12 protein-coding genes are annotated in these 12119 nt (G+C 45.2%); 7 read left to right on the forward strand and 5 right to left on the reverse strand.

What is annotated here, in order from left to right; all coding sequences use genetic code 11:
• Positions 1-148 precede the first annotated feature (148 nt).
• The 3 genes from K0H61_RS10175 (at position 149) to K0H61_RS10185 (ending at position 1842) form a co-directional block, all read left to right on the forward strand.
• On the forward strand, positions 149-664 hold the full coding sequence (locus K0H61_RS10175; RefSeq protein ID WP_220049076.1) for a L,D-transpeptidase family protein: 516 nt from the start codon (positions 149-151) through the stop codon (positions 662-664).
• Between the two features lie 85 nt (positions 665-749).
• A complete protein-coding gene (locus tag K0H61_RS10180) occupies positions 750-1358 on the forward strand; it encodes a VOC family protein (RefSeq protein WP_220049077.1) in 609 nt (202 codons plus the stop codon).
• Positions 1359-1581: 223 nt separating this feature from the next.
• Positions 1582-1842 carry a DUF5062 family protein gene (locus K0H61_RS10185; RefSeq protein ID WP_220049078.1) on the forward strand — a complete coding sequence of 87 codons (261 nt, stop codon included), beginning with the start codon at positions 1582-1584 and terminating at the stop codon, positions 1840-1842.
• 287 nt (positions 1843-2129) lie between these two features.
• On the opposite strand, the gene K0H61_RS10190 is transcribed toward K0H61_RS10185, so the two are convergent.
• Complete coding sequence (locus K0H61_RS10190; RefSeq protein WP_220049079.1) at positions 2130-2669, reverse strand: DUF3332 domain-containing protein; 540 nt, start codon at positions 2667-2669, stop codon at positions 2130-2132.
• 504 nt (positions 2670-3173) lie between these two features.
• Here K0H61_RS10190 and K0H61_RS10195 point away from each other — a divergent pair.
• Complete coding sequence (locus tag K0H61_RS10195; protein WP_220049080.1) at positions 3174-4559, forward strand: FAD-binding oxidoreductase; 1386 nt, start codon at positions 3174-3176, stop codon at positions 4557-4559.
• Positions 4560-4937: 378 nt separating this feature from the next.
• Positions 4938-5294 carry a GvpU-like protein gene (locus K0H61_RS10200; RefSeq protein ID WP_220049081.1) on the forward strand — a complete coding sequence of 119 codons (357 nt, stop codon included), beginning with the start codon at positions 4938-4940 and terminating at the stop codon, positions 5292-5294.
• Between the two features lie 111 nt (positions 5295-5405).
• Here K0H61_RS10200 and K0H61_RS10205 read toward each other — a convergent pair whose 3' ends face one another.
• The 3 genes from K0H61_RS10205 to yejK form a co-directional block, all read right to left on the reverse strand.
• Entirely contained in the window at positions 5406-6323 is a 918-nt protein-coding gene (locus tag K0H61_RS10205; protein WP_220049082.1) for a M23 family metallopeptidase, read from the reverse strand.
• 153 nt (positions 6324-6476) lie between these two features.
• Positions 6477-7361 (reverse strand): 6-carboxytetrahydropterin synthase, encoded by an 885-nt coding sequence (locus K0H61_RS10210; protein WP_220049083.1) that lies wholly within the window; start codon positions 7359-7361, stop codon positions 6477-6479.
• Positions 7362-7719: 358 nt separating this feature from the next.
• Entirely contained in the window at positions 7720-8748 is a 1029-nt protein-coding gene (yejK, locus tag K0H61_RS10215) for a nucleoid-associated protein YejK (RefSeq protein ID WP_220049084.1), read from the reverse strand.
• Positions 8749-8825: 77 nt separating this feature from the next.
• On the opposite strand from yejK, the gene K0H61_RS10220 reads away from it, so the two are divergent.
• Entirely contained in the window at positions 8826-9044 is a 219-nt protein-coding gene (locus K0H61_RS10220; protein ID WP_220049085.1) for a YejL family protein, read from the forward strand.
• A 66-nt stretch (positions 9045-9110) separates the two neighbouring features.
• Positions 9111-10901 carry a DUF3413 domain-containing protein gene (locus K0H61_RS10225; RefSeq protein WP_220049087.1) on the forward strand — a complete coding sequence of 597 codons (1791 nt, stop codon included), beginning with the start codon at positions 9111-9113 and terminating at the stop codon, positions 10899-10901.
• 79 nt (positions 10902-10980) lie between these two features.
• Here the strand turns inward: K0H61_RS10225 and K0H61_RS10230 are convergent, their stop codons facing one another.
• Entirely contained in the window at positions 10981-12075 is a 1095-nt protein-coding gene (locus tag K0H61_RS10230) for an NADH:flavin oxidoreductase/NADH oxidase (RefSeq protein WP_220049089.1), read from the reverse strand.
• Positions 12076-12119: the final 44 nt, after the last annotated feature.

Consider the following 12119-nt stretch of genomic DNA (forward strand, 5'->3'; position numbering starts at 1 on the left):
TAACTGCTTTTAACCCATAATCATTTTCTCGAGTCTGCCACGAGCAGATAACTTGCTCAAAATATTCTAGTCACAGACGGCTAAAATTACGGTATGATGCCCAAAAACCTGAATGTTCTAATTTAGCTGCGTAATTTTCGAGGATGACATGCGCGTTTCTCTCATTTCCACTTTCACTGCCATGGCCGTTTCGCTCTCAGCACTGCTCTCCCCACAAGTGCTTGCTTCATCTGGAATTGGTAAAGTCGATTTAGTGGTGGTCACTAAGTCTGAATCCAACATGGCCTTGTTAAGGGACGGCAAAGTGCTTAAGCAATACCGCATTGCCATGGGCGATCTACCAACAGGCCATAAGATTAAAGAAGGCGATCAACGCACGCCCCAAGGGCGTTATATCCTCGACTACAAAAAAGCCGACAGTGCCTTTTATAAATCAATCCATATCTCCTACCCAAATGAAGAAGATAAGCTACGTGCAAAAGCCTTGGGCATTAAACCAGGCGGGATGATCATGATCCATGGCCAAAATCCCCGTTCACCATTGCCACCTGAACAGGCGCAGCAATATAACTGGACCAATGGTTGTATTGCGATTACTAATGCCGAAATGGATGAATTGTGGAAAGCAATTGATCCCGGCACGCCGATTGAGATCTGGCCTTAATCTCAAAATCTTCCTTACGCCCAGTCAAATGGGCGTTTTTATTTATCCCCTTCCCACCTCATTATCAAATTTTTTAGGAGCTTTTATGTCACTCCCTCAAACAGTTCCATCCATGCTGAGCTTGTCAGAATTACAGCGAAATTGGCCAGAATTTGAAGCAAAAATATTATCCCTGCTCACAAAGCTGCATTTGAAGGATCTTAACTTTTTTTGTGACCATGTCGCGCTAAGGGTTAACAGTATCGCAAGTGCCGATGCCCTGCGCGCCGAGTTTAGCCAAATAGGGAAAATTATCTCTGATAATCAGATCAATGGTCGCAGCATTCTTATCATTGAGCTAAACACACCGCTGAAATTAGGTGCATTTTCAATCGAGTGCGTAGAACTGCCCTACCCAGGTGATACTGTATATCCCCAAGAGGGATGGGAGCATATTGAGCTGGTGCTGCCAAGTGCTGCTAGGGATTGCGAGCGACTGACAGAGGAACTGCTACAACGTTGCCCCGCGCTCTTCCCATTACTTAGCAATCTTACAGCTAAGCCTGAGGAGTTTTCAGATATCAAGGTAAAGTTAAGCTCACCCAAGGGCGATAAAGAACGTTTAGCAAACCCCACCATTGCCTTTAAGGGGCCGGATGTATGCATCAAGGTGCATCCCCATGGCATTAAAGACGTGATTGCCAGCGAACAATAATAGCCAAACGATGCCCTAACGCTTTTGGTTTGCCCAGCTTCACAATTTAAAAAAATGGACCTATTTGATGTGGCTGTTTTTCTAAAATGCTCCACACTTAGTATGAAAACTTGATGGAATTCATGTTATTAATGTGATTGCATTCCTAACGCACGAATCAGTTGCAGATCATGACACTCCCAAAGCAAGTAAACGCCGACCATACAAAATACAAGGATGCACGATGAAGCCCCATAAAAATGAAGCTCAACTCTTTAAACTGGCGATGGAAATCGGCATGGGTTATGCCAAAAAACGGGGCTTCGATGAATTTGGTAAAGGCGTTTCGGCTAAAGATAAGGTGGAATGTATCTACCGGTTACTGGTAAACGATAACCTGATTCAACCCCTCGCCAAGGACAAAGAAGATGGTCCTAATATGAAACATAAACTCACACTCTGGATTATCCGTCACCTCCCCGAAAACCATCCGCTGTTAAAGTAAATCTATATTGTCGGAATGTTTGTATTTAACGCTATTTCTAATTGAACTATTGTGAGCACTCACTTGGATATATCAACATCCTTATATCGCGTATCCTCCTTTTTAATGATGCTCTTATATTCAATCATAAAATAAATCACTCTCTAATTAAGCGAGTGATTACCGATAAAATACCGCACATCACACCTATTATCATCCTGAAAAATAAACTCCCAGAATCAATATATAAAAATGGATGCAATAATGCATCCATTTATCATATAGCCAGTCATAATTAAGGCTGATTTTTAAACGCGTGACTTAAGAAAATCCTGCATCTCTTCTATTGACGTCTGAGAAACAACTTTACCATCGATATAATAGGTGACTAAGTTACCGTTACGCTCACCGGTTAAAATTGCCGTTTCACCGTTATTGTAAGTGATATCCATGCGTACCGTATTTTCATCAATTTGTTGCATTTGACCTTTGTGGATAATGCGATTGTTTGTCAGTGGCTTAACTGGAGCCGTTTTAAGTGAATCATGCACTTTATCGTTAATATCGATATAAGTGTCAGTGTGAGTATCAAAGATATGGGGCTTGCCATTAAGAGGGTTATGACCCGTCCAAAATTCAAGTGAGTTAAACACGATATAATCGGCGGCAATTGAAATCCCATATACTGGCGCCATTAGAATGTTAAGACCACCACGGGCATAACGGTTATCGACTGCCTGTAAGTTAAATTGCATAACATAACCGGTCACAGCATTACTGCCTACGCAGCCAGAAAGAATCGAAGTTGCAAAGCCAAGCAAACAAACTCTAATGATCATCTTTTTCATAAAACATCTCCATCTGTTAATTAATGCGCTCAGATAATCTACCCTTCGCACAGAATCTTACTCTTCATCCTAAATCATAATGGATTAAATAAATGGGCTTTTCCAGAGGTTTTTAAATGATAGAGAGTTTTGTGAGTTAGATTAATAAATTTTTCCGATAAATGTTAACTCTGCAGATAAAAACTTAAACGTAAAGTTTAATACCATTTACAGTTAGCAATACTGTTAATTGCAATTCAGCCCTAAGTCATGAGCAATAAATCGACCTAAAGATAACACTTACTTACAAAGAACAGCTAAGGGAAGTAAACCTGCTTGTACATTGGTTGGCGTTGAAGTCTAAAATTAATAGAATGCTTCATATTACATGCAAAACACAGTTCAGACAGAAATCGTAAACAGAGCTATTAAGTCTCTGTTTTGTAGTGAGTATTCTGAATGTCGTTGGAAATAATACATTTCTATGTTCGCGATTACTCATATCAGCCAGATGAGGTGAATCGTATGACTAATATAGAAAAACAGGGCATAGAACATTTCAAAACCCACTTTGGCGGTGACGTCCTTTTAGCCACAGATCCCAACTATGACGAAATAAGACAAATTTGGAATGCCATGATCGATCGTAAGCCTGCAGTGATCGCTCGTTGTAAATCCTGCGAAGATGTGGTCAAAGCTGTTAATTTTGCTCGGGAAAATCAATTATTGGTAGCAGTACGTGGCGGCGGACATAACATTGCGGGAAATGCGGTCTGCAATGATGGCATGATGATAGACCTCTCCCTCTTACACCAAATCAAAGTAAATCCAGAAACAAAGATAGCATTGGTAGAACCGGGTTGTACCTTGGCCGATGTCGATGACGCAACACAAAAACATGGTTTAGCGGTTCCCGTCGGGATTAACTCGACGACCGGCATTGCAGGGTTAACCTTAGGTGGCGGCTTTGGCTGGATAAGTCGTAAATACGGAATGACCATTGATAGCCTTGTTTCTGCAACTGTAGTGACCGCCGATGGCCAAGTTCTAAAGGCAAGCGATACCGAAAATGCCGATCTATTTTGGGGGCTACGAGGCGGCGGAGGCAATTTCGGGATTGTCACCGAATTCGAATTTCAGCTGCATACCGTAGGGCCCGATGTGCTTAGCGGACTCATCGTGTTTCCATTTACGCAGGCAAAATCCATCATCACCCAATTGGCCGCGTTTACAGCCAGTGCACCGGCTGATTTAAGTGTCTGGATGGTCACTCGCAAAGCGCCGCCATTGCCCTTCCTCCCAGAAGACGTTCATGGGAAAGAAATCGTTGCCCTCGCCCTCTGCTATCTTGGTGAACCGTCTGAAGGTGAAAAATTGATAGCCCCCTTACGCAAGTTTGGCACGCCCTATGGCGAGCACGTTGGCGTACAACCATTTAGTCTTTGGCAGCAAGCCTTCGATCCACTGCTCACTCCGGGAGCCAGAAATTACTGGAAGTCCCATAATTTTACCGTGCTAACTGAAGGTGCCATTGACGCCGTCATCAAGTACGCCAGTACGTTGCCCTCCAATCAATGTGAAATCTTTATCGCATCGATTGGCTGCGCAACGGCAACACCCGATCCAGAAGCCATGGCCTATTCTTGTCGGGATGCCAAATACGTGCTGAATGTTCACGGACGATGGGAAAGCGCAGAGGAAGACAATCACTGTATTCAATGGGCGCGTAATTTTTTCAACGATACCAAGCCCTTTGCAAGTGGTGGCGCTTACGTGAACTTTTTAACTCAAGATGAAACCGAGCGAACTGAATCGGCCTACGGCCCAACCTATCAGCGACTTCAGGAAATTAAAACCAAATACGACCCGAACAACTTTTTCAGGATGAATCAGAATATTAAGCCGCTTTAGCCCTGTGACAATAACGTACGGCTTCAATTCGTTTGAAGCCGTTGGCCACTTTCCCTCACTGCAATTACCCCTGCTCGAGATTAAACATGAGCTTAGCGAAACTAACACCATTTTCAGTTCACAATCGAACATCACATTAAATGATTGGCCAGCAAGGGAAAGGGTAATTTACTCGAAAATAACAATGTGATTGCATCTACGTGTAATTCGAGTTGCAGCATTGAAACAATGTAGAACTGAGTTTATCTCGCTTTTTGATGCCATTAACCTACTGTTGTGTATTAATTATTTGTTTTCAATCATTGAGAATTAAGGCAATTCAAGCTAGGTTTACTGAAACGTCTGAGTTAGATACTTAAGTAAGCCGAGGGATACAGCATGAAAGATTTAATTTTGGAACTTGTGGTTAAATTCTCAGAATCAGAAGCCCCTATTGAAACTGGCATCACGCTTCTTGTCGATGGATTTCTAGTGTCTGGATTTATCATTAGCAAAGATAAATTCATGGAGAACAATTTCATCACCTCCTCTATTGATGAAGGGATACGAGATTACCTGTCAAAAAATCAAAAAAATGAACCACTCGATAATGGTGAAAGGAATTTTATTCACCTTCGTGACGCTAAATATTATGCTCCTGGCCAACCCCCAATCCCTGAGAATGAGGCCATATTCTGCCGTATCGCGCTAGAAAAAATCTCCGGTTTTAACCTTGGCATTTTGCAATCCTCGTAATTAACCTACCAGCGGATTAAATTTACGACCTTCGCAGGTATCTCGTTCAGTGAATACAATCACTGGCTTCACGATGGCCAACCTTCCTTGGTGGCCATCGCGCTTATTGAACTATTTTTGCTTCTGCGCCTTTTCTGCCGCTAACACCTCAGCCATTGGCGGCACTATCGTGCTGGCATCGAGTCGCATTTGGAACCAATTTAAACGCCAGTCGAGATGCGGGCCATTGGCACGACCGGTTGCGCCCACCTCGGCTACAGCCTGCCCCTGTTTAACGGTTTCCCCAGACTTTACATAGAGCTTACTTAAGTGCAAAAAGCTTGAACTCACGCCATAGCCATGGTCGATAATAAGGGTACCGCCAGAATAAAACATATCAGGTACAGACAGGCTAATCATCCCATCGGCGGGCGCGACCACCACAGTGCCGGTTTTTGCGGCCACATCGACACCAAAATGTGGGTTACCCGGCACATCGTTATAAATCCGCTGACTGCCATAAACGCCAGAAATACGTCCCGTCAAAGGCCAGATAAAGGATTGTAAAAATGCGGTTTGCTCGCTAAAAGTATTACGCGCCGCTTTCACTTGAGCCGTATCCTTGGCCGCTCTTTCTTGAGCTACGGGATCGGGCTTCATGATTTTATTGCTGATCCCCTTAACACTTTGAATATCGTATTCACGCTTTACGACTGACAAAGGTTTAACCTCAGTCAAACCATCGGGATAAACCAAGGTTAATTGCTGTGAGAGTTGTGCGTCCCTATCAAACCCAAAGACAAAATGCCCATCGCTTGTCATCTTAAGCGCTTCGCCATTTAAACTGACTTTTGTGCCTGCTGGCGCTTTACCACGAATAAGAGCGCCCTGCTCAAATTTCCCTTCGAAGCTCACCTCCGCGGCAGCAGACAGGCTCACCAAGGATAATAATGCCAAAACTGCGTTGAATTTTTTTGATCGAATGAATGAAATTAAAGAGAAGTTAGCAGAGCTACTCACCACAGGTACTTTATTTAACCATGCAAACATTTTCACAAATCCTTATTTTAAGCTTAGGTAAATCGACATCGAAACCACAGGCTAGACACTGTAGGTACGCTCAACAAGTCGAACATTCGTAGTTATCGTAACAATAAAGCCCACCAAGGTGGGCTTTATTGAATGATTTATCTCACTTAGGCGCTAGCGTGATGACGCGCCCTTAGAGACGATGGCACCCTTACCGACACCCTCATAGGCAATCACAGTAAAGTGGCTACTTGGCACCTGAGTCGCTAACGTTGTTGCCATAAAATCGGCGAGCAGTTCTACCGTGGTATCGTGGGGAATGATATCGCAACTGCTCTTTGGCATAGCAAGCTGAAAATCCCCCTGCGGCGCCTGATAATGAAAACCATAGTGGCTATCATCGCTAATTTTAGTTTGCGGTGACAGATTAAGGCTCTTAACAGACACTAAATCCTCTTCGCTGCCTAAATAGATATCGTGCCAACGCTTAGCCCAATACTCATCCCATTTTGGCGCCGCAGCACCATTCTCGAACACGTTGACAGGGCTGCGATGTCCATGGGCGATACGTTGGCAGTTACCGTCGTGTTTACGCAGACCATGGCTGTAATGGTAATAAGGTGTCTCTAACACTTCATGTCTCAGGGTTAAAGTAATCCCCTCAACATTATCTGGCAGGGTTTCGCGCAGGGCTTTTTGCAGGAAGGCGGTCACGCTTTCGATATCAATCTGCTCGGAGGGAACCAGTGCAAAAGCCTGTGATGGACAAGCGAGGTGGATTTCACCGGCTTTACTATCAAAGTCCATCCAGACTCGGTCACCTTGTTGCTGCCAACGAACACTACTACAAGCGGTTGGCACTAATAAACGGTGATCGGCCACCGCATCTATGGTGTGCTTGATGGTACGTTTTACCTTGGCAAAATCGAGCACCATGTTTTGGTGATCCAGCCCGCCCTCAAGCAATACATCAACAATCCAACTTTCCCCTACCATGCCGCGAACTGGGCACAGATAGGAAAAATCAATCACAGTTAAATCTTTAACAAACAGTTGCATTTACGCTCCTCGGCGGAAAAACAGTCCACCACAACAGGGTACAGTGCCACTTGGCAATAGCCGAGCACACTCATTTGAGCAATCACACTTGAATAAGGTCACTCAAACAACCCAGATATAGACTCAGGATTTTAATCAATTATGCCGCGCACCGCGAGCAATGAATTGTCCTGCGGTGTTTTTTGCCCAAAGCAACAGCATAGGCCATAAAACCGAGTGATGAAATTGCCAGTTTTAGGAGCGAGTTAGGAACAGCCCAAAGGATAAGTGCGTGTAAGTTGCTCCGATTCCTTATCAATTGATGGAAAGTAAAAGCCGAGGATAAACCTCGGCTTTCTTTATCAATTCAGTGAATGGATTATTCACCCTTTAGACGACGGTCCAGCTGATCTTTTAAGTTTGCAGGGACACCTTTGATCAAAATCGTGTCCGAAATTGGGTCATAAATAACTCGCTGGCCTAAATGGCCGCCGTCGAAACTTAGGGTGACGCCACCGCCCGTGCCAGAGAATTTCTTCAGTTGTCTTAGGGTCGATTTATCGGCGGGAAATTCATCATCCAGCTCATAACTGCCGCCACGGGCAAAGTCATAGAAGGAATCCATACCTTGATCGGCAAGTTCATCGGCTAAGTCCTTGATCTCAATATCAGCACCCGCATCGAAACGCTCTGAGCAATATTCAAATACCTTATCGCGACACTGCTGACGCTCTTCCTTAGTGAGTTCACTGCTGGCGACAAAGTCTTCAACGGCGTTCATCAGGGTTTTGTTTTGCGCTTTAGTGTTAACCCCTTCGACGCAGCCCATAAAGTCGAGGAAAAAGTCGGCAACCTTACGGCCAGCGCGGCCACGAATGAAGGAGATATACTTACGTGACTCTTTATCGGCTTGCCACTCGGTTAAATCGATTCGAGCCGCAAGTTGAATGTTGCTCAAATCTAAGTGATTGTTTTGTGACAGCTCCATATCGTCAAGTACCGTCATCGACGATTTTGCACTCAGTAGCGCCACAAAGAGGAAGTCACTCGCCATATGGGTGTAGCAAGATAAGAGCAAAAAGCCGCCTTGGCTAAAATCGTATTTGGCTAACTCTTCCTGCAGCAATTTACTCGCCTGACCGGAGAAATCCACAAAGCCCAAGTTGCCGGCGCGGTATTCACTCAGGGCATTGGCAAAGGCAGGATTGGCCTCACCATCGTCACCATGGACACCAAAAAAGCCAAAGCCCTTACCGGATTTACTGGTGTAGGTTTGATGCAATTCATCCAACATCATCTCAACGGCTTGGCTGTTCAGCAATGGCTGGGGCCGTAATCGGCAACGTAATTGACCCTGACTGTCCTGGGAAATCTCGTGAATAATTGCTTGTTCGATGTTAATACTCATAAGCCCTGATAGTGATGCTGGAATAAATCCGTTATTATATGCCGCTAATCCATTCCAAAGTGAAACATTTTTTGATTATGGCAATCCAATCGAAATACTCAAATACGCAAGTTGAATCATTGATCACCGAGATTTTAGCGGTACTCGAAAAGCACAAAGCCCCCACTGATTTAAGTCTGATGGCCTTAGGTAACTGTGTTACCCATTTGCTGGAGCGCAAAGTGCCGAGTGAATCTCGCCAAGCCGTGGCGGAGCAATTTGCTAAAGCGCTCGCACAATCGGTGAAATCCAATTAAGTTAGACGAGTTATCATCGTTAAAACATAATAAGATACAACGTCTTTGAGGAATAAGCGGATCATTATGGTCGAGCGTAAAAAGCAAATGAGTCGCGATCGCGTATCTCGTCTCGTCAACTGGGGACATTGGTTCGCCTTCTTTAATGGCTTTCTCGCCATGTTAGTCGGTAGCCGTTATCTCAGTACCGTCGGATACCCCGAGACTTGGTTTGGTTGGGGCTACTTAGCCGTCAGTACCATTGGCCAGTTCAGCTTTCTCGCCTTTATCGTCTATTTGGTCTGCCTGTTCCCACTGACATTGATTTTACCCTATTCCAAGATATTACGGGGCGTCGCCGCCTTCATTGCGACCATCAGTCTGTGTATCTTGCTTTACGACACCATCGTTTACGCCGACTACGGCCTGCACTTAAGTCCCTTTGCCTTCGACTTGGCTTGGGCAGATTTAAGTGCCCTGCTCCATGGGACTTCCTATATTGTTACGCCTATTGCCATCGCGCTCATTGAACTCACCGCTGCCAATTTCCTTTGGAAGCGCATCGATAAAATTCAGCGCCTGCAATTAGGCAACAAGGTACTTGCTGTTGTCGGGATTTGTTTTGTCAGCAGTCATTTAGTGCATATTTGGGCCGATGCCGCTGACATCACTGAAATTACCCGTTTCGATGAAACCTATCCTTTATCATACCCTGCGACCGCGCGCTCCTTTATGGAAAGTCACGGGATTGATGGTGCGCCTCAGACAGAAGAAGAGGTCAATCGCCTCAATTCGACATTAAACTATCCGACAGAACCACTGCAATGTCAGGCCGATAGCAAACCTAATGTATTACTGCTCACCATCGACAGCTTGCGGGCCGATATGGTCGATGCCAAGACCATGCCCTTTTTAACTCAATTTATGCAGCAAAATCAGAATTTCACCGAGCATTTTAGTGGTGGAAATCAGTTTAAGTCTGGCATGTTCGCCCTCATGTACGGTCTGCAGGGCAGCTATGGCGATGCAAGGGTGTTTAACACCACTCGCCCCGTGTTAACCGAAACCTTTAAGCAGGCGGGTTATCAATTAGGTCTGTTTATCGGTGAAAGTAATATGAATCAGCGCTCAGCACAGGCGATGTTCAGCGACTTTAACGCCAAAATAGCTGTTGAAACGAACGGTAGCGCCGATGCGGATTTACATTCGGCCGCAAGCTTTACTGAATGGCAAGGTCAACAAACTGTACCTTGGTTTGCCCTCGTTAATCTTAAAGCGCCAGAAAACTTCGATACACCCGTAGGCTTCCTTGGGATTGAAACGGTAAAACCCACCAATCCGTTAAAACCAGCGCAAAAGGTGTTATTCAATCAATATCGCCAGTCGTTAAATTTCATCGACAAGCAACTTGAGTCGATAGTGACGCAATTGCCTAAGGACACCTTAGTCGTTATAACTGGGGTTAACGGAAAAGTCTTTACCAGTAACACCGATGAAGCCATGCGTAATTTATCCCCCGAAAGTGTCAAAGTGCCGATGGTTATCCATTGGCCAAATCCAGTTGCGGCAAAGGTTAACTATCGCACCAGCCACTATGGCTTAGTGCCAACCTTAATGACCCATGTACTGGGTTGCACCAACAATACTTCAGACTACAGTGCTGGGCGCAGCTTGCTGCAACCAAATCAAGAAACGTGGATTTATATCGGTGACAGCCGCATCTTTGCCATCTACCAACAACACGAAGTGACTGTCATCGACCGTCACGGTAAGTATCGCATTTATGATGAGCAGTTTGAGCGTCGATTACGCAAAAAAATGAGTGCGCCAGAGCTGATTGAAGTGATGCGTGAAGGCAGACGCTTATACAACCATTAAACAGTAAGCGGGATTGCCTTAAATATTAACAGCCCCACACTGTGGGGCTTTTTTATCGAAAAGTGAAACCCTAAGTGGATTAAACCGTCGAGTAACGCTCAAGCCAGTGGGCGTAGGATGAAGGCAACACCCAAGATGGGCGAGATACCTTAAGGATTTGCGCCATCTGATATGGGTAATTTGGATTGGCTAAAAACGCTTTACCAATCATCACCAAATCCATTTGCTCGTCTTGAATCGACTGCTCGGCATGGTGTGGATTATCCATTCCCCACGAAGTCGCCACAGGTAAGCCGACCTCACGGCGCACGCGCTCAGCAATCGGCGCGAGGAAGGCAGGGCTCCAAGGCACATTCGCCGTAGGGGTCGAGAAGCAAATACTCACGTTTAGCATATCCAAGCCCAGTTGTTTAAATTGCTTTACCAACTGAATAGATTCATTAAGGGTTTGCTCATCCTTATCATCGAATTCAATCACACCAAAACGCGCTGTTAATGGCAAATGATCTGGCCATACTTCGCGAACGGCGGCTAAGGTTTCGAGCAAGAAGCGACCACGACCAGCGGCATCACCACCGTATTCATCGGTACGTTGGTTGGCATAAGTTGAAAAGAAGCTTTGGGCTAAATAACCGTGGGCAAAATGCAGTTCTAGCCATTCAAAGCCTGCATCTAACGCACGCTTCGCAGCCGCCACAAAATCTGCCTTAACCCGCTCGATGTCCGCTTTTGTCATTGCTTTAGGCACTTTACCTAAATTAGCACCGAAGGGAACATTGGATGGCGAAATGGTATCCCAAGCCTCCTCACCGTCTTTAATATGGTCATCCCCTTCCCACGGAATATGGGCACTAGCCTTGCGACCCGCGTGGGCAATTTGGATACCTGCAACGGCCCCAGCTCCCTTAATTGAACTTGCAACCTTGGCAAGTCCTGCGGCCTGTTCATTATTCCAAAGGCCTAAACACCTTGGTGTAATACGTCCCTCTGGGGAAACTGCGGTAGCTTCAACCACGACAAGGCCAGCACCGCCACGGGCAAGGCTCGCATAATGCACATGGTGCCACTCGTTGGTTAAGCCATCTTTTGCCTGATACTGACACATAGGCGCCACGGCGATTCTGTTCTTCAAGGTGATACTTTTTAAACTAAAAGGAGAAAATAACTGTGACATGGGGATCTCTAGATTGTAATGAACAACATTGACGACAGACTAAG

It is taken from the genome of Shewanella acanthi, from assembly GCF_019457475.1.
Taxonomy (GTDB): Bacteria; Pseudomonadota; Gammaproteobacteria; order Enterobacterales; family Shewanellaceae; genus Shewanella; species Shewanella acanthi.

Excerpts from the sequence above, each read along its gene's own strand:
- K0H61_RS10220 (WP_220049085.1), top strand. The coding sequence starts at position 8,826 with ATGGCAATCCAATCGAAATACTCAAATACGCAAGTTGAATCATTGATC.
- K0H61_RS10195 (WP_220049080.1), top strand. The coding sequence starts at position 3,174 with ATGACTAATATAGAAAAACAGGGCATAGAACATTTCAAAACCCACTTT.
- yejK (WP_220049084.1), bottom strand. The coding sequence starts at position 8,748 with ATGAGTATTAACATCGAACAAGCAATTATTCACGAGATTTCCCAGGAC.
- K0H61_RS10190 (WP_220049079.1), bottom strand. The coding sequence starts at position 2,669 with ATGAAAAAGATGATCATTAGAGTTTGTTTGCTTGGCTTTGCAACTTCG.
- K0H61_RS10185 (WP_220049078.1), top strand. The coding sequence starts at position 1,582 with ATGAAGCCCCATAAAAATGAAGCTCAACTCTTTAAACTGGCGATGGAA.
- K0H61_RS10205 (WP_220049082.1), bottom strand. The coding sequence starts at position 6,323 with ATGTTTGCATGGTTAAATAAAGTACCTGTGGTGAGTAGCTCTGCTAAC.
- K0H61_RS10210 (WP_220049083.1), bottom strand. The coding sequence starts at position 7,361 with ATGCAACTGTTTGTTAAAGATTTAACTGTGATTGATTTTTCCTATCTG.
- K0H61_RS10230 (WP_220049089.1), bottom strand. The coding sequence starts at position 12,075 with ATGTCACAGTTATTTTCTCCTTTTAGTTTAAAAAGTATCACCTTGAAG.
- K0H61_RS10180 (WP_220049077.1), top strand. The coding sequence starts at position 750 with ATGTCACTCCCTCAAACAGTTCCATCCATGCTGAGCTTGTCAGAATTA.
- K0H61_RS10175 (WP_220049076.1), top strand. The coding sequence starts at position 149 with ATGCGCGTTTCTCTCATTTCCACTTTCACTGCCATGGCCGTTTCGCTC.
- K0H61_RS10200 (WP_220049081.1), top strand. The coding sequence starts at position 4,938 with ATGAAAGATTTAATTTTGGAACTTGTGGTTAAATTCTCAGAATCAGAA.
- K0H61_RS10225 (WP_220049087.1), top strand. The coding sequence starts at position 9,111 with ATGGTCGAGCGTAAAAAGCAAATGAGTCGCGATCGCGTATCTCGTCTC.